This is a genomic window from Chryseobacterium sp. CS3K3.1 (assembly GCF_059515165.1).
In genome coordinates this window covers 110,388-134,950 of record NZ_JCAKRV010000001.1, presented here as the reverse complement: position 1 = coordinate 134,950, position 24,563 = coordinate 110,388, and the positions used below count along the sequence as shown (strand labels likewise).

The following is a 24,563-nucleotide window of genomic DNA, read 5'->3' as shown; positions in this document are numbered from 1 at the left end:
TTTTTAACAGGTTATTAAATAAAATTGTAAAAAATTAAGAATTGTGGTGCTAAGTCCTTCATTTTAAACTATCAGTCTTTTCGTTTTTTAGAGGAAGATAAAAAATATGCGTACCTTTGTATATCATAAACGGTTTCGGAAAACTCCCGAAATCGCTTTGTCGTTTATACCATTACTTATTTATGCAGTTAAAATCCATCAATGAAAAGTTCCTTCCAGACCTTATGCAGAAAGAGTTTGGAAAAGAAATTTTTACCCACTTAGAAAACAATCAGCATATTGCTGTAAAAGGAAGTGCCGGATCCTCAGTTTCTATTTTTGTGGCGGAGCTATTTTTGGTTCAGAAGAAAAATATTCTTTATCTGGTAGATGATAAGGAGGATGCTTTGTATGCCAATACGGAGATGGAGGATCTTTTGGGTAAGGATAAAGTGTTATACTTTCCGGCAACCCACCTTGAACCTTACCAGGTAGAAAAGACTCAGAATGCGAATCTGGTTTTAAGAACGGAGGTCCTCAATAAAATAAATTCCGGAAGATCTCCGAAAGTGATTGTGGCTTATGCTGGAGCTTTATCTGAAAAGGTATTGAAAAAGGAAGATTTTAAAGCAATTTCTCATCATATAAAAGTTGGGGATCAGCTTGATTTTGATTTTGTGGATGAACTGCTTAATCATTATCACTTCCAGCAGGCTGATTTCGTTTCAGAACCGGGAGAGTTTTCTGTAAGAGGAGGAATTGTAGATGTCTTTTCCTATTCATATGAAAAGCCGTACAGAATTACTTTCTTCGGTAATGAAGTGGAAAGTATTAAAACCTTTGATATCGAAACCCAGCTTTCGGTAGATAAAGTAAAAGATTTTCAGCTGGTGTCCAATATGAACTTTTCTGTGACGGGAACCAGAGTTTCTTTGCTGCAGTTATTGCCTGCGGAAAGTTTTGTAATTTCCAGAAACGGAATGGTGGGAATGCAGAAGATAAGAGCGTTCTACGAAAAGTCTCTGGAAAAATATGATAGCTTAAGTAAAGATATTGCTCACAGGACTCCGCAGGAACTTTTTATTTCTGATCAGGAGTTTTTGTTCGATTATAAAAAATTCAAAACGGTTGATTTTGGAGGAATCATCATTGAAGGATTGAAAGAAGTAACTGAAGTAAAAATGGAGCAGCTTCCACAGCCTTCTTTTCATAAAAACTTTGAACTGCTGATCGAAGATATTGAAGAAAAGCAGAATGACGGATTTGATACCTGGATTTCCTTTTCAACAGAAAAACAGAAAGAAAGGCTGGAGTCTATTTTTGAAGAACTTGAGCATGAGCTCCCATTTAAAAGCTTTAAGTCTGAACTGCACGAAGGATTTGTTGATAATGGGCACAAACTGCTGGTTTATACGGATCATCAGATCTTTGACCGTTACCAGAGATATAAAGCGAAAAATACTTTTGCAAAATCTGAACAGCTTACCCTGAAAGACCTGATGTCTCTGAAAATCGGGGATTATATTGCCCATATCGATCATGGAATCGGGAAGTTTATGGGATTGGTGAAAGTGAACAATGACGGAAAGATTCAGGAATGTTTCAAACTGACCTATAAAAACGGGGACTTATTATATGTAAGTATTCACTCTTTACATAAGATCTCAAAATATAATGGGCCGGATGGAAAAGAAATCGTTCTGAGTAAACTGGGATCTCCGACCTGGAAATCTTTAAAACAGAAAACAAAAGCGAAGGTAAAGCAGATTGCATTTGACCTTATTCAGTTGTATGCTCAGAGAAAAACGGCAAAAGGGTTTGCGTATACTCCGGATTCCTACCTGCAGAATGAGCTGGAAGCCAGCTTTATTTATGAAGATACTCCGGATCAGGAAAAGGCTACCGTAGATGTGAAGAGAGATATGGAAGCTGATACGGTGATGGACAGGCTTGTGTGCGGAGATGTAGGTTTCGGTAAAACGGAAGTTGCAATCAGGGCCGCATTTAAAGCGGCTACGGATGGAAAACAGGTTGCAGTATTAGTGCCTACAACCATTCTTGCTTTTCAGCATTACAGAAGTTTTAAAGAAAGGCTAAAAGATTTTCCGGTAAATGTTGCTTATGTCAACAGATTCAGGACAGCCAAACAGAAGTCAGAGACTTTAGAGGCTTTAAAGAACGGAAAAGTAGATATCATCATCGGGACGCATCAGTTGGTAAGCAGTTCTGTGAAATTTAAAGATCTTGGTTTATTGATTATTGATGAAGAGCACAAATTCGGAGTTTCAGTAAAAGATAAATTGAAAACGCTGAAGAATAATGTTGATACCCTTACACTTACAGCCACTCCTATTCCGAGGACTTTACAGTTCTCATTGATGGCAGCGAGGGATTTATCCGTTATCAAAACACCGCCGCCGAACAGGCAGCCTGTAGATACACAGTTAATAGGATTCAATGAAGAAACGCTTCGTGATGCGGTTTCTTACGAGCTGCAGAGAGATGGCCAGGTATATTTTATCAATAACAGAATCGAAAACCTGAAAGATATTGCAGGGCTTATTCAAAGGCTGGTTCCGGATGCGAGAGTAATTACGGGACATGGGCAGATGGAAGGAAAACAGCTTGAAAAGAATGTTCTGGATTTTATGGAAGGTAAGTATGATGTTCTTGTATCCACTACCATTGTAGAAAGTGGGGTAGATGTGCCGAATGCCAATACTATCTTTATCAATGATGCACATCGGTTTGGGATGGCGGATCTGCATCAGATGAGAGGAAGGGTAGGACGAAGCAACAGAAAAGCATTCTGTTATCTGATCACTCCTCCTTATGATATGATGACCTCCGATGCCAGAAAACGTCTGGAAGCTATTGAACAGTTTTCAGATCTGGGAAGTGGTTTCCAGATTGCGATGAAAGATCTGGAAATCCGTGGTGCCGGTGATCTTCTGGGTGCCGAACAGAGCGGGTTCATCAATGAAATGGGGTTTGAAACTTATCAGAAGCTAATGCAGGAAGCTTTAGAAGAGCTGAAAGATGATGCTGATTTTGAAAGTCTTTTTGAAAATGAAGAAGACAGACAAAAGCTTTTCAAATCTGTGAAGGATGTCAATATTGATACTGATTTAGAGTTGATGCTGCCGGATTTCTATATTTCCAATACTGAAGAAAGGCTGCTGCTGTATCAGAAAATTGCTGAAATTACCAACGAAGCAGATCTTCATCAGTTTGAACTGGAGCTGATTGACCGTTTTGGAGCTTTGCCGAAAGAAGCTGTCAATCTCTTAAAAAGTGTTTCCCTGAAATGGCTTGCTGCTGATATTGGCTTTGAAAAGATTGTCATGAAAAACGGAGTATTTTTAGGCTATTTCCCGGGAAATCCTCAGGATAAATTCTATCAGACAGACAGATTCAGGCATATTATTAATTATCTGACCCGGAATCCGGCTGAGGCCCAGCTTAAAGAAAAGTCCGGAAAAGAAGGTAATCAGTTGATGATGAGAAAAGAAAGAGTTAAAAATGTAGATGAGGTTAATCTGTTGTTGAAAGCAATCATTGAACATGATTAAATTTTAATTCCTGTTTACTGGAAATAATATCATAAAAATTATTAGAAACGTGTAAAAAACTTAATTTTTGCACGTTTTTTTGTGATTCTTATCATGTTTTTATTTTGTAATATTCCTGTTGAGGAGAATTAAGGTAGTTTTTGAGCATTTAAAATCACTTTTCAATGATTAAAAGAATCCTGTAAGTCCCCGTACAGTAAGGGTTTGAGACGTTATATGATTTTTTTGAGATGTTGAAAGTAGAGTTATGTAGAAATAATTCTACTTTTATGTGTGATTAATTCTATTCTGTAATGTGTTTATTTCTATAGGTTTATAGATGTATAACTGGAATTTTTTGGACTTCGTTGTGTACCTTTGCAGTCCTTAATTATGAAAACAATAATACATTGCTGCGTGGCTGGACTTCTTTCAATCTATGCCAACGCACAGGTGGGAATCGGTACTTCAAAGCCTAAATCCGTTCTTGACGTGAACGGAAAAACCACCTTAAGAAAAGAACTTAGAGTAGGAGGTACTTCAACTCAGGCCGGAGAGGCCGGGTTAAACGGCCAGGTTTTGGTTTCTCAGGGCGAGGGTTTGCCTCCTGTGTGGAAATCTTTGAATGTTTCCTTTATGGAAGAGGGACAGTATAAGCTGATTAATTCTTATCTGTCGTCGGATCAAACGGGTATTATTTCACTTACGGACGGTGTTGCCGGTGATGGTATCTACACCAACAAAGTTGGGGATAACATTTCTGATATCACAAAAGGGAATTGGAAAAAAATAGACGGGCTTAGCAATACTTTTACCATCAAAAACGGGAGAAACAGGCTTACTTACCAGTTCCAGACCGGTATTGAAATGAAGGCTTCCACAGCTACTACAATACAAAGCGTCAGATTTACCTGCGGTGTTTTCAGAAACGGAGCACTGGTAGCCGTACGCCCGGATAGAATCGCTTCCAATAACAACAGCGGAAAAGCCGGACTTCAGGATTATATCTTTACCCTTAACTATACTGAGCAGAACGTTCCTGTAGGTGTTCATAATATTGACATTGCATGCAGAAAGATTGATACTTCAAGCGCTGCTTCGCAATTTGCGATCGGACGTAATGTGCAGTCTTCAAATGGAGCTTCCAGTGCATTTACTCTGGAATCTACCATGAAAATGGATGTTATCGAATACGTGAGCTATAAAAACAACTAATGATGAAAAAACTATTATCAACACTGCTTTTTAGCATAAGTCTTTTGGCAACAGCTCAGGTAGGAATAAAAACAGAGTCCCCAAAAGCAAAACTTGATGTAAACGGAGATGTGAATTTCAGAAATAAAATCGGGGTTTTTAATTCTGCTGATAATTCTGTTTTTCATGGAAATAATGACCAGATACTGGTTTCTCAGGGTGAAGGTTTTCCACCGATGTGGAAATCACTTCGGATTCCTGAATACGAACCTAATAAATTTTACCTGATTTATAACAACTCATTCTCGGATAATACAGGAATTACCTTTACCTCTTCCGAAAATTCTTCGGTAAGTATGACTTCGAGAGGAGGAACATTTACACAGGGAAAACAATATAGTACTCTTACCAACTTCAAGAAAATAGACGGGCTTTCACATGTAATCAGTGTATTCAGTACCCAAAGTAAAGCTTATTTTCAGTTCGAAACTGTTGTACAGGCAGATTTTGGGGCGGTAGGAAGTACAGACAACTCTATAGACTATGCTTGCGGAATTTTTGTGGATGACAAACTGGTCAACCTGAGACAACGAAATTTGAAAGCCATTACTACGTCATATCCTTTCCTTACTCATACTCAGATCGGGATTGTAGACAATCTTTCCAAAGGAGACCATACGGTAAGTGTGGCATGTACAAGACTAGGTTCCTATGGTGCTTCGGGTACAGGAAATAAACTTTCCATTGGAACTAATGTGTATAGCAATATCAACAGCTTTATTTCACAGTCTTCCCTTAAAATAGATGTGTATGAAGTTCCGGAAGTATTTAACACGATTATAAATTAAGAAGGATTATGAAAAAAATATTATTTGTTACATCTCTTTTGTTAGCAGCTGCAACAAATGCCCAGGTGGGTATTAATACTCCTAATCCGACTAATATGCTGGATGTGAACGGAGATCTTAACGTAGGAAAAGAATTAAGAACAGGAGGTACTGATTTACTGAAAGGTTCTGCCGGTACAGCTGGTGATATATTTCACAATAATGCGGATTTAGGTACAAATGACTGGAAAGCTATTAAAATTGCTGACGGGCAGGGAAGTATGTCTCTTTTTTCTATCAACACTGTTGCAGATAAAACAGGAATCAGCTTTTCTGGTGCCAGTGGTGCTACTAGCCCCTATGGTAATGGAGATCCTCTGACGGGAGGCTGGACTGTAATCCCAGGAACAGTAGATACATTTTCTGTTACCAACGGTACCAACAAAGCTACTTTTTCATTTCAGACCACTGTTCAGAAGACAGGTACAAATTCTGCAAGTTTTGCCTGTGGTGTTTTTATAAATGATGCCCTTAGAGCAGTGAGAACGGACGTATTATTGGGGGACAGCGGTGCTTATAAAATTTTTAACCTTAATGCTACGCTTACCGATCTTACTCCCCAAAATCAGTATTCCGTTAAAGTAGCCTGTATAAAAAGAGCCATTGCAGGAACAGTACTTGGAATAGGAACAGCGGTTGATACTGCTTTTCTCAACAGTGATATGTCGCAGTCTGTTTTGACGACATCCATATTGCAGCCTTATTAATTTTCATGATCATACAATAATAGGAAATCTAAAAACGTTATGTTTTTAGATTTTTTTTGTTTATTAACTCTATTTCTTGTGAATTTGTTCAGATAAAGTAAAGTGTATTATCAAAAATTGAATTATATTTGGACAAGCTAAAAAAATTCTATATGGTAAAAAACTATTTTTTTAAAATGTTTGCCGGTATTGCTTTTCTTGGGCTGCTGACAGCATGTACTACTACCTCTGATCCCACAGAATCCATCCCGAATCCGGATGACGGGCCACCTCCTAAAAAGATTTTATCGAAGGTTAGTTCGAATAATGTTACTCAGGAAGAGTATGCTACTACAGCGGTAACCGGAGATCTGCAGACAGCAGTATCCAAAGATGAGTCTTTTAGCGGAAGTGCTTATTATACAGCAACGGTAACATACACCAATAAAAATATCACTAAAGTTAAATATGTAAGCTCAGCAGCCTCCAGCCTCACTTATGAATTCAATATTGTTCCTGATGCTACAGGTAAAAAGATTTATAATGCTACTTCTACAGCCACCGGAGCAACGCCGTCAGTGTCTGTTGTAAGTGACTATGCGTTTACCTATAGTGCAACGACCAACAAGCTTACCAAAATTCTTGAGAAAAGAAAAGAAGGTGGAATCAGTGCCTATAACAGATTTATTGACTACAGTTTTGTGTACAATGGTGATAATGTTATTCAGGTTGTTTGTTCCAAAGGTCTGCTGGATATCAATGGAAACCCGAATATGAGTACGGCCGTAATAAGCAAGTATAGTTTCCAGAACTATGATAGTCAGAAAAGCCCATATTCTACCTTGCCATCAGTATATTTCATCACCCGAAGTCTGATCAATCCGGCACAATTCTATAAAATATCTCCGAACAATCCCACTTCTATGTTTATAGAATTACCATCACCGGCTGCGCCTGTTAATACGGCTCAAAGCTATTCTTATGATAATCAAGGGTATGTGGTTGTTGAGAAAAATCAGAATGTAACTTTTACCTATAAAAATTTATAGTAGAAATATAGTTATTAATCTTACCAGAATATAAATAATATTACAAGTTTTAGGCAAAAAAAAATTATATTTGTCAAAAAAATAATCAATTACAAGGAAATGAAGCAAATTTTCTATTTTATTTTACTGATCGCAGGTTTCTCCTCAGTACATTCCTGCAAGGATATGCTGGATGAGGATGGAAATCCTTTGCTGGATCTTAACGAAACAGGAGGATTAAGCGGTCCCAGAGCATTATACAGAGAAATTACAGATAAAGACACCATCGCAGAATATCGTTATAGCGGGCTTCTTGTGACTAAAGTAATCACAGACAGTGCTTCTATCACTGATATTATGTACAGTGGCGATAAAATCAGCCAGATTAATTTTAACGGTTTCCTTGATCTGGACGGAAACGGGAAACTGGATAAAGACAGTGTATCCTACACCCAATTATTCTCTTACGGAAACAACAGCAAACTTCAGACGATTTCTGAAAACCGTTCTATTTTCAGAAGAACTCCGCCTGTAATACCTGGAGATCCTCCGGGACCACAGACTTTGTTGAGAAAAGAGAAAACATCTTATCAGGTTAAGTATAGCACTGCCACAGGAAAACTGGATTCAATCATTATGAGAAACGGTCCGGATGTTCCAGGAGCCCCACTTAATTTCACCGATTATTCTAAGACAGCTTATACTTACGTAGGAGATAATGTTTCTAAAGTAGTAAGACACTACGGAACAATGACAGGAGGAGCATTTGGTGCCGTTACCGGAAAATACAGCTACGAATACTATGCATATGATGAGCAGGTAAGCCCATTCACATTGTTGCCGCATGTATATAAAATCTCAAGATTATTATCTACGATAATCAATGATAAAGAAAGTCTTATCTTGTCTCCGAACAACCCTAAGAGATGGTCGGTAACAGATCTTACGCCGCCAATTCCAACACCGGTTGTAAAGAGTACCAATTACGTTTATGATCCTCAGACTTACATGACAAAAGGATATGGTGTTAATTACATCTATAAGCCACAATAGAAGAATTTTTTTAACAATATTCAAACTCAATCTTTCCTAAGATTGAGTTTTTTATTTTTTATACCTTAATTTTGCAAAAAATTTCTGATGAAATATTTAATTGTCGGGCTTGGTAACAAAGGCTCTGAATATGAAAATACACGACATAATATAGGATTTAAAGTAGCTGAGAAAATAGCGGAAACCCTTGAAGTATCATTCAATACCTCCAATTTTGGCTGGCTGGCAGAAGGAAAGCACAAAGGCAGAAAAGTTTTTGTTCTGAAACCGGACACCTATATGAACCTTTCCGGAAATGCAGTGAAATACTGGATGCAGAAAGAAAATATTCCTTTGGAGAATGTTCTTATTATAACTGATGATCTTGCTTTGCCTTTCGGGACTTTAAGATTGAAAGGAAAAGGTTCAGATGCAGGGCATAACGGACTTAAAAATATCAATGAAGTATTGCAGACTCAAAATTATGCAAGGCTTCGCTTTGGAATCTCTGCAGATTTTGCTGCCGGAAGACAGGTAGATTATGTATTAGGAACGTGGAATGAGGAAGAAGCTGAAAAGCTTGCGGAAAGAATTGAGACCTTTTCCAAAGCTGCTCTTTCTTTCGTTTTTGCCGGATTGAATAATACGATGTCCACTTTTAACGGGAAATAATTTCAGAAGGGAAAAAACTGCAATTACCATAGTTTATAGAATAAATGACTGCCTTAAAAACAAGGCAGTCATTTATTTAAGGTATTGTTAAAATTTTTCTGCTGGTTTTATAGTTAATTGATCGTCTTTCCTGATAAATAATATCCACATCCAAGGAATAAATGATAATAAAAAGGATAGAATAATATTCTGCATAAATATTTCATTTGCTACAGGGTTTGTTTGAAATTCCAATACTGCCTGGCTAATGGTGAACCCTTGTTTTATCAATAAAGCGATAACAGTGATTATATTTGCTGCAAATATGCTTATAACGCTTGTGAAGAAGATGATGTATCTTGTCAGTTTTCCACGAAATCCTTTGAAATAATTATAGCCTAAAAAACCAAGAAGGGCGATAACAAATGCCATTCCTGAGGAAATACCTCCTAAATATACTGCAAGTAAAACCCAAAGTATAATGGCAGGAATTGAGAAAACAACGGACCCTAAAAATCCTGTCAGATAGTTTTTCTCTTTTGAAATTCTTTCTTTTTCAACTTTATTGAACTTATTATCTGTCTGTTTAAAACAATCATCACAAAGGAGTACACCAGTATGGTTCAGATCGTAATAGGTAATTTTTTCATTGGTTTCACAACTATGACATCTGTTTTGCTCCGGTATGTTTAATTTTTTTAATAAATCAACCACAAAATCAAAAAGAGCATAAACAGTCTTTATCTTAGTAGGCATTAAATTTTCAGTGAATTGAAAATAAATGGTATTTTCTCTGATTTCGAAGAGAGTGAATTTTAGCCGTTTTTTATTGATGGTTAGTTCTGTTTTGATTTGCTGCCTTTGCTCCTCCGTTAAATAGCCGGTTGTTACCGAAACATATTTGAATTGTGGAGTGTGTATGATACTTGCGTCTGAAACGTTGAAAAAATAACCTTTGTAAAGTCCGAACACCTTATGGTTTGTTTTATGCCATCCAAGGTCTCTGGCTATTTTTTTTGCTTTTGGAAAAATCATATTCTATTGAGTTTGTGGTCATGGTTTATTGAAAATATTATTTCAATTGCGCCAATATATAATTATTTTCCGATAATGAAAACAAACTCTTTTTAAAATAAATATACTAACCGTTTACGCCAGTTTATTGACAAGATAGGTTTATAATTATCTTATTTTATGATGATATACGATAAAAAATAAATGCCACCGGAATTCCGGCGGCATTTTGTGTAAATTATAATTGAATTTTAAAAGAATATTACTTATTACAACCAGGTTACAGCACCTGTTTCAACGTCATAATTGGCTCCTACGATTTTAATTTTACCCTCAGCTTCAAGATTTTTAAGTGTTGAACTTTGCTTACGGATATCTTCTATTGCACTTCTTACGTTTTGCTGATTAAGCCTTTCAAGAAGCGAGCTGTTTTTTGATGAACGTTCTTCGTTTTCTTCAATGATTTCATTGATGATCGGGTTGAAATGGTTGATAAGGTGGTTTAGGTTATCCATTCCCAGCCCTTCAATTTGTGCGGCATCAAGGCCTCCTTTCAACGCCCCGCACTTGGTGTGTCCTAATACTACAATAAGCTTGGAACCGGCAACATTGCACCCGAATTCCATAGATCCCAGAATGTCCTGATTCACAAAGTTACCGGCAATCCTGATACTAAAGATGTCTCCCAATCCCTGGTCGAAGATAAGCTCTGCAGACGTACGGCTGTCTATACAGCTTAAAACTACTGCAAATGGCCACTGTCCCTCACGTGTTGCATTCACTTGTTCAAGAAGGTCTCTGTTTGCCTTAAGATTGTTTACAAATCTCTGGTTTCCTTCTTTTAAGAATTCCAATGCTTTCTCAGGAGTAATAGTAGACTGGGTTTCGTATGTATGTGCTTTCATATTTTTATTGTTTTCGAATTTAAAGTTAAAAAAATTAATTAATTATTGAGATTACATGGCTCTTTTGTGAGTTACCAGGATATGAGAATCCTCACTTCTTTCGTAATCTCTGTATGAAGTTTTAAAGCCTATCAGTTCTACATTGATGTCTTGTTCCTTTGCACGGATATTGGCGAAATCCTGGATCATTTCCAGTACATCGGTGGCAATATAGGACGTACTTCTTGCATCAATGATCACTGTAGAATTTGGTTTTATATTTTTAAGAGTTTTTTTGATGGCTGCCTTATTTAAAAATGATACTTCTTCAGCAAGCTTGATATTGATTCCATCAGCGTCATCCAGCCTTTCTCTGCTTAAATAATAAGCTCTTTTCATATTTCCCTGAAGAATATAGAAAACGGAGATGGTAAGACCAATTCCTACTCCTTTTAGCAGATCTGTTGCTACTACAGCTACAACGGTTGCTACAAACGGTATGAACTGGAATTTTCCCAAGTGCCAGAAATGTTTGAACGTAGCCGGCTTTGCCAGTTTATATCCTACTAAAATTAATACCGCAGCCAATGTAGCTAATGGAATTAAATTGAGAACAACAGGAATAGAAAGAACACAGATCAATAAGAAGATTCCATGAATGATTGCCGAGATTTTTGAGGTGGCCCCTGCATTGGCATTTGCAGAACTTCTTACCACAACAGAAGTCATTGGAAGTCCTCCAATAAAAGAACTTACAAGGTTTCCGATTCCCTGGGCCTTAAGCTCAAGATTGGTATCTGTAATTCTTCTCTGTCTGTCTAACCGGTCTGAGGCTTCAATACAAAGTAACGTTTCAATAGAGGCCACAATCGCAATTGTTGCTCCTACGATCCATACTTTTGGATTAGTAAAACCATTGAAGTCCGGAGTCGTAATCAGATTTTTAAAATCATCAAAAGACTGTGGAACCGGAAGGGAAACCAAATGCTGGGTTTCGATAGCCAGAGAGCTTCCGGACATCTTAAAGAATTGATTCAAAAGAATACTTATAATTACGGCAACCAATGCTCCCGGAAGCATTTTCATTCTTTTCAGTACGTGGATTTTGTCCCATGCGATAAGGATCGCTACAGAAACCAGCGTAATAACAATGGCTCCCGGATGGATCGCTCCCAATAATTCTGTAAAATATCCGAAGTTCAGGCCGTTATCAAAAATAGATTCATGGCCTTCATAATCTTTATCGAATCCTAAAGCATGCGGAATCTGTTTTAAAATAATAATGATTCCTATCGCTGCCAGCATTCCTTCAATAACATTATTCGGGAAATAGTTGGAAATACTTCCGGCTCTTACAAACCCTAAAACCAATTGAATAAGTCCTGCAATAATCCCTGCACAAAGGAAGAGTTCAAATGCGCCAAGATCTGTAATTGCTGTTAAAACGATAGCTGTCAGACCTGCAGCAGGCCCGGAAACTGAAATATTTGAATTACTGATTGTTCCTACTACCAGGCCGCCTACGATACCGGCAATAATACCGGATAAGGGTGGTGCACCTGATGCTAAAGCAATTCCTAAACACAACGGAAGTGCTACTAAAAATACCACGAGTCCTGAAGGAAAATTTTCCTTGATTCCTCCTATTAATGATGTCTTTTTCATAATGTGAAGCTGTAAGGTATAGCCGGCTTATTTGTTTTTAAATAAGTCAGTTATAAAAAGTTGAGAAAAAATAATTTTTTAATGTACATGAGTCTCCGATATCAAAAAATGATATGGAAATGGTATCAAAAAAATCTAACTATAGGAGTTACGCTTCCGGAGGGGGAGAAAATATAGTAAGTAAAGGTGAAAGATGAAAAGAATCATCAATCAGAATAAAAGACATACCCTGAACATCAGGTTCTGAAAACTTCAGATAATCGAATACATCTAAAGGTTTCGGAATGGTCTTTTCGTAAACAATGAATGAGGATGGGTGAGAATGAGGCTCTTCTTCATTGATTATTACATTCGTTCTTGCAATATCCCAGCCCGCAACCGCAGCAATGCCCGGCAGCGCTGTAAAATTCAGAAAAAACGTTAATACAATAATACTCCAGAATTTCATTTTACCTTCTTTTTGGAAAAACTATTTAGTCTTTCTGCTCATTACCCAATCTGAACCTGTAAGATTATAGATCTTTTGGATATCTTTTAAGATTTTCTCAAAATCAATCTCCAGATCAATGATTTTACCTGTTCTAAGGTCAAATACCCAGCCGTGAACAATAGGATACTCTTCTAAAATGTATCTTTCCTGTACACAGGCCATTTTGATTACGTTGATGCACTGCTCCTGAACATTCAGTTCTACAAGTCTGTCATAACGCTTGTTTTCGTCCTCAATAGAATCCAGCTCTGTCTGATGTAATCTGTACACATCACGAATGGTTCTCAGCCATGGATTCAATAATCCCAGATCCTGAGGAGTCATCGCTGCTTTTACACCGCCACAGTTGTAATGTCCGCAGACAATAATATGTTTTACTTTCAGATGTTCTACAGCGTATTGAATAACTGCTGTGGAACTCATATCTAAAGTATTAACAACATTGGCAATGTTTCTGTAAACAAAAACTTCTCCGGGTTTTGCTCCCATCAACTCTTCTGCAGTAGCCCTGCTATCCGAACATCCGATATACAGATAATCGGGATGCTGAGTTTTGGCAAGTTCATGGAAGAAATCTGGATCTTCAGCTACTTTGGACTCTACCCATTTTTTATTGTTTTCGAAAATAACCTCGTACGATTGTGACATAATTTTAAAATGTATAATTATTTATTTCGTTTAAATTATTTCCAAAATCAATAGACTAAATCAATAATTATGCAAAAATATAATTTTTGCTAAATAATAAATCACTTTTAACAAAGTTTAATATTAAAATATGCTTAAAATCATATTCACTATTCCAATATTATTTGTACTACAGGTATTGAGGAACTTCAAACGTTTAAAAAGCAGGATAAAATTACGAAGTATAAATTAAAATTTGTGATTTGTGAATTAAAATATTCTTAATTATTTAGGTGACCTTCAATTGTTCTTTTGAAATAGTTAATAAAAATACTTTGTATTTGCCAAAAAATGAATAATTTACATCTCTTCCTAATCTCTCTATCTGATGTCTGATTTTGGTCTGCGATCTATTTTTTTACTAGCATTTGATAGTGGATGTAATTCTAAAAAATCATCTTAATGGAATTAAAAAAATATGGGAATCCCTCACCAGAAGAATTTCTAAAAAGCTAAAGCATAGAGATTGAGGGGTGATCATTGGCTGATTTGATTTGCTTCTTACGATGTGAAGAACTACAAATTTACTTTCTCTTCAAATGTATGTGATCTTGCCGGAAAATGTATGAGGAATTTTTATAATCAATACTGGGTTTACGGCACCTTACGGTTGATATAATCCTTTGTTGCATCTGCTGTAGGGATGATTTTTGCGGGATTTCCAATGACAACAGAACCGGAGGGAACATCAAAATTGACATAAGAATTGGGAACAATCAATACATCATTTCCGATGGTGATATTTCCTACAATGACAGCATTGGTGCCTATCCAGACTTCGTCGCCAATTACAGGATATCCTTCATTTTTTCCGCGGTTTTGCTGGCCTATGGTTACTCCATGAGCGATATTGCAGTTTTTCCCGATCACTGTTTTTGGGTTGATGACAAGGCTTCCAAAATGTCCTAAATAAAAGCCTTCACCAATCTGCGTCTCAGGATAAATCTGAAAACCATATTTGATCTGATAATGTCTTAATACAATTCTCCAGAAAATATTCAGAAGAGGGGTTTTCTGATACTTCTGTGCTTTTCTCAGAATATAAACAAAGTGAAGATTGGGATTGATGCATTTTTTCCAGATCTGAAACGTTGAAAGCCACTTTCCGCTTTCCCGGTAAAAGTCTTTTTGAATGATTGAATAATCGGCCATCGTAAATGTTTTTAAACTTCGTCAATTATTTTCTGAAGATGTTCCACAGATTTTTCCAGAACAAACGGAAGCTCTGTTTCCGAAATTCGTTTTTTGTATTCTTCAGCAATATTTTTATCCGTAAGAAACTTTTTCATTCCTTCATAAATTCCTTCCTCGGAATTTGCTGTGATATTTCCAAGCTTTCCATCCTGCAGAAGATCTCTGATGCCGGAAATATCCGTAGCAGAAATAGGTTTGTTGAGGATAAGAGCTTCGGCAATGATTGTTGGGAATCCTTCATGTCTTGAGGACATAATATAGAAATCCGCCTTTTTCATATAAGGATAAGGATTACTGCTAAAGCCAAGCATTTTTGCAGTATCCTGAAGACCAAGTGTATTGAGTTGATCCTGAATAGTATTAAAATCATACCCGTCGCCGATGATCAGAAGCTGATGTTTCAATCCCTCATCAATAAGTTTTTTGTGAACATTGAGTAATCTGTCGTATCCTTTCTGAGGATATACGGTTCCTACTGTTACAAAAGTGGGAATATCATTGTTGAAAGGATAATCATCAACTTCAATATCCGCCTTTCTTAACGTATCGTTTTTGTCAATAGGGTTGAAGATCTTAATAACAGATGCTTTTTCAGCTTCACTTTTAGCCAAATCATGCATTCCTTCCTGAAGTTTGTTGGAAATGACCAGAATTCTGTCGAACCTGAAAAACTGTCTGATGACTTCCGGAGTATATTCTTTTAAATTGAAAATATCATTCTGTACCCAGATAATCTTTTTCGAATCTTTTTGAGGACTGGAGAGAATTTCCTGATGCATCGCATGAATGGCAGCAATCTCTACATCATATTTTTTATTCTTTAAAACAAATTTATAAAGAAGGGAAGGGAACCAAAGGAACATTTTCTGATAAAGAACCCTGTAGGCTTTCACAGGAATATCCTGCAGCCTGTTGGTGGTGATCATTTCTCCTTTTGTCAAATAGTACAGTGTCACCCATGATGGGACCTCTTTAATATATAATCCCGAATAGAGATTTAGCAGAAGGTCAACTTCATACTTATCAGCAGGCAGATTCTTCAAAAAGTTGATTAATACTTTCTCTGCACCACCGTGACGTAATGAACCAATACGAATGAGGAGTTTTTTCTTTTTCAATTTGTTTTTTTCTATTTTATGATTTTACAAGATAAATTTATTTAATTTTTCTTGCTTTTTTATACTTGTGAGGAAGATTTTCTTTGATATAGGCATCCAGCTTTTTTCTGTCTTTTTCCAGTTCACGGGGATATTCAGGGTTGTTTTTAAGAACAATGTCACCATAATCTTCAATAGTGCACAAAAATTGAGCCGGGTTTCCAATAAAGACCGTATTGTCTGGCATAGACTGTGATAATACAGAGTTGGCACCCAAAATACAGTTGTTTCCAATTTGTACATCCTGCATAATAACAGCATTGAGACCAATGGTACAGTTATTTCCGATTTTTATTCTTCCCAGTATTCTTGCATCTTCATAGCCCGGAAGTTTTCTGAGCAGAGTAGTCGTTCCACCATGGTTCACAAATCTTACATCTCCGGCAATGTTGACATTATCACCAATTTCGATAAGGTAAGGTTCAGTTCCGAAATACACTTTATCAGGCATATTAAAGTTTTTTCCTACTTTCATACCTCTGTATTTTGCCACTTCAAGGCTGGCTCTATTCAAAAAAGAATGATAGAGAGAGTCTATTTTTAATAAGATTCTGAATATAAAAATCATCACAAGTGTAAATTTGTTTTCGTTACTTTTGCAAAGAAAGAGAATTTATTAATATGATGAAAATTTCAAAAATAGAATATTATCTTCCTCAGCAGGTGTTAACTAACGAGGATCTTGAAAAGCAGTTTCCTGAATGGAGCTCCGAACGTATCCAGGAGAAAGTAGGTATTTCCCAGCGCCATATTTCTTCTGACAGCGAAACCGTACTGGATATGGCTGTGCAATCTTCAGAAAAAATTTTCGAAAACTATGACAGAAACAAGGTAGATTTTATTTTGTTCTGTACGCAGAGTCCGGAGTATTTTCTCCCTACAACGGCCTGTATTTTGCAGGACAGATTGGGGCTTAGAAAAAATATCGGAGCTATAGATTTTAACCTTGGCTGTTCAGGATTTGTTTATGGATTAGCGTTTGCAAAAGGACTGATTGCTGCTGGAATTGCAAAGAGTATTCTCTTGGTTACTTCAGAAACGTACACCAAACATATTCATCCTGATGATAAAGGAAACCGGAGCATATTCGGAGATGCCTCTGCCTCTGCTATTATTGAAAAGGCTGAAGGTAATGATTATCAGTTCTGCCTGGGAACAGACGGAAGCGGTGCAGAAAATCTTATGGTGAAAAAAGGAGCTTTTAAAAAAGACTTCGAACTGAATCCGGAACACGAATTCGGCCCCGAAAATATTTATATGAACGGCCCTGAAATTTTTAATTTTACGATTGAAAATATTCCGGGACTGGTAAAGGAAACATTGGAAGTGAACGGAATGACCATGGATGATATCGATCATTTTGTTTTTCACCAGGCCAATTCTTTTATGCTGAATTATTTAAGAAAGAAAACAAAAATACCGGCAGAAAAGTTTTATATTGACATGGAAAAAACCGGGAATACTGTTTCTGCAACAATTCCTATTGCTCTTAAAAATATGATGGATAAAGGAATGCTGAAAGAAGGAGATAAGGTTTTAATGGCAGGATTTGGAGTTGGATATTCATGGGGTGCTACTATTATGGAAATTTAAAAGAACAAACATTTAAAATTATAAAATATGAAAACATCCGTTTTTTTAGAAAAACTACAGGAAGAATTGGAAGAAGATGAAACATTGACTACTGAAACGAACCTGAAATCTTTAGAAAGCTATGATTCTATCAGTTTACTTTCTGTTATTGCTTTTGTAGACGAAAATTTCAGCAAAAAAATTGATACCAAGCATTTTAAAGATATTGAAACCGTTTCAGATCTGATGAATGTTATAGGAAAAGAAAATTTTGAGGATTAATGGATGCTTTCTCATTAAAAAATAAAATTATTCTCATTACAGGCGCTTCTTCCGGAATCGGGAGAAGCTGTTCTGTAGAATGCAGCAAAAGCGGTGCTGATCTGATTCTTGTAGGAAGAAACCAGGAAGAACTGATGAAAACCGTTTCTATGCTTGATCCTGGAACAAAAGTTCAAACCATTACTGAAGATATTACCCAACCTGAAAACCTTGAAGCAATGATTGCAGATAAAGTATCAGTTTTAGGGAAAATATCGGGGTTTATTCACTGTGCCGGTATCGAAAAAACGTTACCATTAAAAAAACACAATACTCAGCTGTATCAGGATATATTTGCTGTCAATGTCATTGCTGGACTTGAAATTGCTAAAATTTTATCTTTAAAAAAATACAAAGACGAAAACTCCAGTTTCGTATTTATTTCTTCTGTTGCAGGAATGGTAGGAGAGGCGGGAAAAGCGGCTTATTCTGCCAGTAAAGGAGCAATCATTTCCGGAGCACGTTCCTTGGCTATGGAACTTTCACGAAGTAATATTCGGGTCAACAGCATTAGTCCGGCAATGGTTAATACCCCGATTTTAGAGAAAATGTTTGAAAATATCGGAGAAGAAGCTTCATCAGAAATCATAAAAAAACATCCGCTGGGAATAGGTGAACCTAAAGATGTAGCGAATGCCTGCATTTTTCTGTTGTCTGATGCCTCAAGATGGGTTACGGGCAGCAACCTTGTGATTGACGGAGGCTATTCTGCACAGTAATTACTTTTTGTACAGTGTTTCTATAATGTTTTCTACGCTGTCGAATATTTTCTTGTTATCGAATTGATCTTCAATGGTTTTTAGATTGTTTCTGATATGAGCTATCAGTTCGTGGTCTGTCAGAAATGTTTTCATGGCTTCATACATTTCATCTACTTCATAATTGATGAGATATCCTGTTTCACGGTCTTTGATCATAAGGCCTACATCACCTACTTCTGTTGCAATAATGGGCTTCTGCAGGATTAAGGCTTCAGCAATGACCAGCGGCCATGCTTCAGATTCTGAAGGAAGAATAAAATAATCCGCTTTTTTGATATAAGGATAGGGGTTCATTTGGTTTCCAGCCAGAATAAATGTTTTTTCAACATTATTTTTGGCTGCCTGTGCCCTGAGGTTGTTCATTTCATCACCGTCACCGATGACAATGATGCTGTGATGAAACCCCTCATCCATAAGCTTTTTATGTGCGTCGATAAGTTTATGATATCCCTTTCTGGAATGAAGTCTTCCAATAGATGCAAAAACAGGCCCTTCCGGAAATTTGCCAGCTTTTTCTTCTGCCTTACGTTTAATTTCCTCGATAGGAATAGGATTGATAATCACACTCTCCGCCGGATAATTAAGATTAGGGTAATGCTGGTGCATCATATCTTTTATCTTGTGGGAACAGTATACCATATGGTCAAATTGGGGAAAACTCTTTAGAATATACGGAACCAGAGGCTGGAATTTAGGAACATTAATTTCAGAGTGAAACCATCCGATTTTTTTTGAATTCTTATTGGTTGAATTCAGAACGGCATCATAGTCTCTGTAATCCATCCCGATCTCAATGTCAAAAGTATCATTGATAAGACGATCTGCAATGGCAGGGGTATTTTTCAGATTTCTCAGTCTTATTCTTCTTTTAACGAGCTGAAGTTTCTGTAAAATAGAATTGCTGGAAAAATCTTCTTTTCCATCGGTAAGGTATATTTTTCTGATATGCTTCGGAAGTTCATCACGTAGTTTTCCCTGGTTAAGAGTGAGACATACGGTGATATCAAATTTATCAGGGTTAAGATTATTGAGAATACTTAACATCACTTTTTCTACGCCACCCATTTCCATGGAGCGGTGTCTGAAAAGAATTTTTATTTTCCTGTTTTCCGACATTATCTGAAAATTTTTTGTAAAGTAAGAGAGATTTTTTTCTTTATCCTATATAAAATTCCGTTTTGATATTCCAGAAGGGCAAAAATTTCCTTGTCGACGGAATACTGCTCAGGAATTTTTTTCCCATTGATCATCTTAAGGTTTCTCCGCTTCATAGCTTTAAAAATTACCTGTGCGAAATAATCGTAAGATCTTTCTTTATTATTATTTTGAGAAATTCCTCCATCATGGGTCCTGTAGAGATAGTTTATATCATTAATAAAATAAATATTACCCTGCTCATACATTTTCAGATACAGGTCCTGATCTTCTGCAATTTTTAATTCCGGATTCATTTTTTCAGTTTGCTCATAAACATCTTTTCTGAACGTTACAAAATGGGCTATCTGAATGGGGTAATTGAAAAAATAAGGATCTCCGTTTTTTACCTGTCTTGAAGATTTGAACGGTGTAACAGGTTTAAGATCCTTATCACAGATCATAAATCTGGAATAAGTAAGAACAGCATTCTTTTTTTGTTTGAAAAGACGTACCGCAGATTCAATGGCTGTAGGAAGAATGGCATCATCAGGATCTACAAAGCCACAGATTTCTCCGGCAGCAAGTTCAATAAGTTTACTTTTTGTAACCCCTACCCCGGAGTTGATTTCGTTTTCAAAGAATTTAAATCTTTTATCTCCCTGAATGATTAATTGTATTTCTTCTTTTTCCTGCTTCCTGGAAGCGTCATCCAGAATTACAGCTTCCCAATCCGGATAGGTTTGCTTAAGCAAAGAATGGTAACAATCCTTGAAGAGGGCTGCATTGTTATAATGAGCGATAAGTACTGAAAACTTCATCAGATTTAGAAGGTTTTGAAATTCAGATCCTGCTTATTGATGACCTGGGTATTGGGTGGGACATCTTTATAAATTGTGCATCCGGCACCAATGATGCAGTTGTCACCTATAGTTACCCCTTTCAGTACGGTTACATTGCTTCCAAGCCAGCAATTGTTTCCTATTTTTATGGGTGCTTTTGAAAATTCGGAAGGATGTATTTTTATTGCAGGGGACGTCTCATACGCATGATTATGATCATAGAGTTTCACATTTTCACCGAATAAAGTATTGTTGCCGATTGATATATGTTCTAAACAGTTTATGGAACAGAAGTTGTTCATAAAAAAGTGACTTCCTATTTCCAGGACAGCATTTTTATTGATCAGGATACAGGTGTAATTTCTGAAGTCTGCAGCTGAACCAATGCTTAGCTTTTTTAAATTATTATCTAAAATAAAGCGGTTTCCAACACCTAATTTGAGATCTTCAAAAAATACATTGGGATGCCTTTTCAGCAGAAACAGTTGTTTTTTCCTGTTTATTTTTTCAAAAAAATCATAGAACATATACTATCTTTTGATCATTTGGGTTATACAAATATACCTTTTTTTATGTAACGTAAAAGCCATGTTGTCTGTATCTGTTTATAAAACATTCGTTTACAGCAGTAATCCGGATTTTCCTTTCAGACTTATATTAAGGCTAATATACTTATACTTTACTATAAAAATTATCTACTGTTCTGATTATTTTTCTAAAGAGCCTGGTTAAGAATGCATTTTGTTTTTTAAAAATAAAATCGGGAAGTCTGGAAATCTGTTGAATATCTGTTTTATAAAGTATTTTAATTCCCCTTCTTGTAAGGGTATTATACAATACCTGGTGCCAGTTTTTATAAAGTTTTTCTTTTTTATCTTTATTTTGAGAAACGCCCTGTGAATGATTCCTGTATAAATAAAGACCTCTGTTGACAAATACCAGATTTCCCCTTTCATAAAGTTTCAGGTAAAGGTCCTGGTCTACAGAAGAGGACAGAGTATCATCAATTGTATTCCAATTGATAAATTGATCTCTTTTAAAAGTAAAAAGATGGGCGATTTCAAAATTGATATTAAAAAAATATTTGCTTCCATTCTTTATTCTTGCGGAGTGAGGAAACAGCTTTTGAATGGTAAGATGCTCATCGCATATATAAAATCTTGAATAGGTTCCTATAATCTCCTGATCAGAATAGGCTTTTATACTTTTTTCCAGCGCATCAGGGGTAAGGGCATCATCAGGATCTAAAAAGCCGCATACATTTCCGGTTGCAAGTTTTATGCATTTGTTCTTGGTATATCCTACTCCTTTATTGGTTTCATTTTCATATAAAAAAAAGCGGTCATCGTTGCGGATAAGCTCCTTTAAGGCATCTTTCTCCTGCTTTTCTGAGCAGTCATCTACAATAATAACTTCCCAGTTAGTGTAAGTCTGTTGCATAATACTTTCATAACAATCTTTGAAATAGACTGCATTATTGAAGTGGGCGACTAATATTGAAAATTTCATCTTAAGTGATTTAAATTGAGTAGATTATTATAATTTGGCAATGTTACTTCGTCAATTAGGCAAACGTGTAATGATTTTTATCAATCTACTTGAAATAAATTCAAAAGAACCTTCAGACGTATTTTAATTTTTTTTTTCATTGTGTATGTTGTAAATATAGCAAAATTTTAGGCTTTTGAATTAATATTAAGAAAGGTTTATCAGTCTGTCTGTACAAGGTATGCTGTCTAATTGTGACAACGTGGTAGGTTTTACAATGAAAATAAAAAAAAAGCTTTATTTTTGCCTCAATAAAAAACAACACAATGAGTGAAATAAGTAGAGTTCTCAAAACTTTTATAGGGTTTTTAAAACGACCCGATCTTTATCCGGAATTAGGCCGGAAAATTATTAAAAATACAGTCAATCGAGGAAATGCCTTTAAAGGGAAGGATAAAACAAACTCCTGGGCTGCCGAAAGATGCATTTCACAGGAAGAAGCGGTTTCCAAGCTTTTCGGACTTGAAATCAAGGCATTCCGTAATGAATATCAGGAGATTTTAGACGAAGCTGCACAGAAAGAAAAAAATTGCCCTGTGAAAATGGGAGGGCCGGGAGCGCTGGAACTTATTTACTATGCCTGCGAATTTACCCATGCACAGAATGTGGTGGAGACAGGTGTTGCCTACGGATGGTCTTCATTGGCATCTCTCTTATCTCTTGCAAAGAGAGGAGGAACCCTTTATAGTTCGGATATGCCTTATCTGGCTCAGGATGGGGATCAGTATGTAGGATGTGTAGTTCCTGAAAACCTGAAAAGTAACTGGAAGCTCTTCCGTTTTGCTGATAGAGAATCGCTTCCTAAGATTTTTGCTGAAAATGGTGTATTTGATGTTCTTCACTATGATTCCGATAAAAGCTATAACGGGAGAATGTGGGCCTATGATGAACTTTATGCACATTTAAAAAAAGGCGGGGTTTTTATCAGTGATGATATCGGTGATAATTCTGCCTATCAGGATTTCTGTGACAAGAAGAATATAGAAACAACAGTAGTAGAATACGAGGGAAAATACATCGGAATTTTTATCAAGTAGACCAGGCGGGAAGTCTGTTGCTGGGAATCATTTAATCTGGGTCATGGAAAGTTTAAATATACTTATAATACGTCTGTTTAGACCGTTCTTATGAAAATACCTCAGATTACGTTTACGCGGTTTATTGCGGCAATGGCTATTGTCATTTCCCATTTTAACAAAGATATGTTCCTCTACAATATAGATTACATTTCAAATGTTTTTCTGAAGGCAAATGTAGGAGTAAGTTATTTCTTTATACTTTCGGGATTTATCATGGTGGTAGCCTATCATAAGAAAGAAAGGATAGATTATTTCGATTATTACAAAAACAGGTTCGCAAGAATTTATCCGCTTTATGTATTGGGTCTTTTGCTTTATCTGGTAACAAGGTATTCCAATTTCAGCTTTTATAAAGTTTTTTTATATCTGTTTGGCCTTCAGAGCTGGATTCCGGGAGAAGCAATGATCCTGAATTTTCCAGGTTGGTCTATTTCTGTAGAATTTTTATTCTATTTGATTTTTCCTGTTCTTTATAATTATTTCTATGTCAAAGGGAATAAAAGTATTTGGGTGATTACCGTCATGCTCTGGATTATAACACAGATATTTTCAGGGCTGTATGTGGAATCATCTTATTATGAAGGCCCGCATACACAAAGTCATGAACTGCTTTACTATTTTCCTTTAATGCATATCAACGAATTTTTAGCAGGAAATCTGGCGGGAATATTTTTTGTGAATCATCATCAGCGTAAGAATTATGATGTACCTGTGATGATCATTTTTATCCTTATCATATTGTCACTTATTTTTATTCCTCTTTTCTTTCACAATGGCTTAATGGCTATATTGTTTATCCCTTTTATTGTTCTTATATCTAAAAATAATGGGTTGATTACCAGGTTGTTTTCTTTAAAACAACTGGAATATCTGGGTGAAGCGAGTTATGCCGTTTATATTACCCATATTCCTGTATTATATATACTGAGGGAAGTTATACAATGGAGTGGCCATAACATAGGAATCGATAAAGTATTTGGGATCTATATTATTGTTTTAATATGTACTTCGGTTTTGTTTTATCAGTTTATTGAAAAACCTTTGAGAAATTCTCTGAAAAAGATACGAATAAGATAAAAATGTATTAATTTACATCAACATATCTACACACAATTATGAAATCAAAATTTACCATTCCCTATATTTTCCGGACAAGCAGAAATAAGTGTATTTCTCTAAAAACTGTCAGGCAGCTATATGAAAAAGA

The 24,563-nt window shown here is 36.2% G+C and carries 24 protein-coding genes; 12 read left to right on the top strand and 12 right to left on the bottom strand.

Annotation, left to right across the window (positions count from 1 at the left end; genetic code table 11):
* Positions 1-182 precede the first annotated feature (182 nt).
* The 7 genes from mfd (at position 183) to pth (ending at position 9,029) form a co-directional block, all read left to right on the top strand.
* On the top strand, positions 183-3,551 hold the full coding sequence (gene mfd, locus AC5YGI_RS00585) for a transcription-repair coupling factor (protein WP_446106972.1): 3,369 nt from the start codon (positions 183-185) through the stop codon (positions 3,549-3,551).
* A 372-nt stretch (positions 3,552-3,923) separates the two neighbouring features.
* The gene (locus tag AC5YGI_RS00580; RefSeq protein WP_330745004.1) at positions 3,924-4,745 is read left to right on the top strand and encodes a hypothetical protein; all 822 of its coding nucleotides are present in this window, start codon (positions 3,924-3,926) and stop codon (positions 4,743-4,745) included.
* 2 nt (positions 4,746-4,747) lie between these two features.
* On the top strand, positions 4,748-5,572 hold the full coding sequence (locus tag AC5YGI_RS00575) for a hypothetical protein (protein ID WP_330745005.1): 825 nt from the start codon (positions 4,748-4,750) through the stop codon (positions 5,570-5,572).
* 8 nt (positions 5,573-5,580) lie between these two features.
* Complete coding sequence (locus AC5YGI_RS00570) at positions 5,581-6,318, top strand: hypothetical protein (RefSeq protein ID WP_330745006.1); 738 nt, start codon at positions 5,581-5,583, stop codon at positions 6,316-6,318.
* A 152-nt stretch (positions 6,319-6,470) separates the two neighbouring features.
* Positions 6,471-7,346: a hypothetical protein gene (locus AC5YGI_RS00565; RefSeq protein ID WP_330745007.1), complete on the top strand. Its 876-nt coding sequence runs from the start codon at positions 6,471-6,473 to the stop codon at positions 7,344-7,346.
* 99 nt (positions 7,347-7,445) lie between these two features.
* Positions 7,446-8,378: a hypothetical protein gene (locus tag AC5YGI_RS00560; RefSeq protein ID WP_137904398.1), complete on the top strand. Its 933-nt coding sequence runs from the start codon at positions 7,446-7,448 to the stop codon at positions 8,376-8,378.
* An 87-nt stretch (positions 8,379-8,465) separates the two neighbouring features.
* Positions 8,466-9,029, top strand: a complete 564-nt coding sequence (gene pth / locus AC5YGI_RS00555) for an aminoacyl-tRNA hydrolase (protein WP_496167290.1) — start codon at positions 8,466-8,468, stop codon at positions 9,027-9,029.
* A gap of 87 nt (positions 9,030-9,116) precedes the next feature.
* Here pth and AC5YGI_RS00550 read toward each other — a convergent pair whose 3' ends face one another.
* The 8 genes from AC5YGI_RS00550 to AC5YGI_RS00515 form a co-directional block, all read right to left on the bottom strand.
* The gene (locus tag AC5YGI_RS00550) at positions 9,117-10,043 is read right to left on the bottom strand and encodes a hypothetical protein (protein ID WP_496167289.1); all 927 of its coding nucleotides are present in this window, start codon (positions 10,041-10,043) and stop codon (positions 9,117-9,119) included.
* A 248-nt stretch (positions 10,044-10,291) separates the two neighbouring features.
* The gene (locus AC5YGI_RS00545) at positions 10,292-10,927 is read right to left on the bottom strand and encodes a carbonic anhydrase (RefSeq protein ID WP_330745010.1); all 636 of its coding nucleotides are present in this window, start codon (positions 10,925-10,927) and stop codon (positions 10,292-10,294) included.
* A 51-nt stretch (positions 10,928-10,978) separates the two neighbouring features.
* Entirely contained in the window at positions 10,979-12,571 is a 1,593-nt protein-coding gene (locus AC5YGI_RS00540; protein ID WP_496167288.1) for a SulP family inorganic anion transporter, read from the bottom strand.
* Between the two features lie 148 nt (positions 12,572-12,719).
* Complete coding sequence (locus AC5YGI_RS00535) at positions 12,720-13,019, bottom strand: hypothetical protein (RefSeq protein WP_227941089.1); 300 nt, start codon at positions 13,017-13,019, stop codon at positions 12,720-12,722.
* Positions 13,020-13,040: 21 nt separating this feature from the next.
* Positions 13,041-13,709, bottom strand: a complete 669-nt coding sequence (locus AC5YGI_RS00530) for a carbonic anhydrase (protein ID WP_227941088.1) — start codon at positions 13,707-13,709, stop codon at positions 13,041-13,043.
* A 633-nt stretch (positions 13,710-14,342) separates the two neighbouring features.
* Positions 14,343-14,900: a serine O-acetyltransferase gene (locus tag AC5YGI_RS00525; protein WP_496167287.1), complete on the bottom strand. Its 558-nt coding sequence runs from the start codon at positions 14,898-14,900 to the stop codon at positions 14,343-14,345.
* 11 nt (positions 14,901-14,911) lie between these two features.
* The gene (locus AC5YGI_RS00520; RefSeq protein WP_496167286.1) at positions 14,912-16,060 is read right to left on the bottom strand and encodes a glycosyltransferase; all 1,149 of its coding nucleotides are present in this window, start codon (positions 16,058-16,060) and stop codon (positions 14,912-14,914) included.
* A gap of 37 nt (positions 16,061-16,097) precedes the next feature.
* Positions 16,098-16,667, bottom strand: a complete 570-nt coding sequence (locus AC5YGI_RS00515; RefSeq protein ID WP_202841688.1) for an acyltransferase — start codon at positions 16,665-16,667, stop codon at positions 16,098-16,100.
* 53 nt (positions 16,668-16,720) lie between these two features.
* Between AC5YGI_RS00515 and AC5YGI_RS00510 the strand changes: the two genes are divergently transcribed.
* From AC5YGI_RS00510 to AC5YGI_RS00500, 3 genes are read left to right on the top strand one after another with little or no spacing between them, the layout of a single operon-like run.
* Positions 16,721-17,692, top strand: coding sequence for a 3-oxoacyl-ACP synthase III family protein (locus tag AC5YGI_RS00510; RefSeq protein ID WP_137904394.1), 972 nt, complete (start codon positions 16,721-16,723; stop codon positions 17,690-17,692).
* Positions 17,693-17,719: 27 nt separating this feature from the next.
* Positions 17,720-17,953, top strand: coding sequence for a phosphopantetheine-binding protein (locus AC5YGI_RS00505; protein ID WP_047380387.1), 234 nt, complete (start codon positions 17,720-17,722; stop codon positions 17,951-17,953).
* Positions 17,953-18,711, top strand: coding sequence for an SDR family NAD(P)-dependent oxidoreductase (locus AC5YGI_RS00500; protein ID WP_496167285.1), 759 nt, complete (start codon positions 17,953-17,955; stop codon positions 18,709-18,711). Before AC5YGI_RS00505 ends, AC5YGI_RS00500 begins: the two co-directional genes overlap by 1 nt.
* On the opposite strand, the gene AC5YGI_RS00495 is transcribed toward AC5YGI_RS00500, so the two are convergent.
* The 4 genes from AC5YGI_RS00495 to AC5YGI_RS00480 all read right to left on the bottom strand — a co-directional run bounded on the left by AC5YGI_RS00495 (position 18,712) and on the right by AC5YGI_RS00480 (position 22,238).
* A complete protein-coding gene (locus tag AC5YGI_RS00495) occupies positions 18,712-19,869 on the bottom strand; it encodes a glycosyltransferase (protein WP_496167284.1) in 1,158 nt (385 codons plus the stop codon).
* Positions 19,869-20,708, bottom strand: coding sequence for a glycosyltransferase family 2 protein (locus AC5YGI_RS00490; RefSeq protein WP_496167283.1), 840 nt, complete (start codon positions 20,706-20,708; stop codon positions 19,869-19,871). The genes AC5YGI_RS00495 and AC5YGI_RS00490 overlap by 1 nt, the downstream gene beginning before the upstream one ends.
* A 5-nt stretch (positions 20,709-20,713) precedes the next feature.
* Positions 20,714-21,256, bottom strand: coding sequence for an acyltransferase (locus AC5YGI_RS00485; protein ID WP_496167282.1), 543 nt, complete (start codon positions 21,254-21,256; stop codon positions 20,714-20,716).
* Positions 21,257-21,401: 145 nt separating this feature from the next.
* A complete protein-coding gene (locus AC5YGI_RS00480) occupies positions 21,402-22,238 on the bottom strand; it encodes a glycosyltransferase family 2 protein (protein ID WP_496167281.1) in 837 nt (278 codons plus the stop codon).
* Positions 22,239-22,543: 305 nt separating this feature from the next.
* On the opposite strand from AC5YGI_RS00480, the gene AC5YGI_RS00475 reads away from it, so the two are divergent.
* Both AC5YGI_RS00475 and AC5YGI_RS00470 read left to right on the top strand, forming a co-directional pair.
* The gene (locus AC5YGI_RS00475; RefSeq protein WP_496167280.1) at positions 22,544-23,314 is read left to right on the top strand and encodes a class I SAM-dependent methyltransferase; all 771 of its coding nucleotides are present in this window, start codon (positions 22,544-22,546) and stop codon (positions 23,312-23,314) included.
* A gap of 90 nt (positions 23,315-23,404) precedes the next feature.
* Positions 23,405-24,433 carry an acyltransferase family protein gene (locus tag AC5YGI_RS00470; RefSeq protein ID WP_496167279.1) on the top strand — a complete coding sequence of 343 codons (1,029 nt, stop codon included), beginning with the start codon at positions 23,405-23,407 and terminating at the stop codon, positions 24,431-24,433.
* The last annotated feature ends 130 nt before the right edge of the window (positions 24,434-24,563 follow it).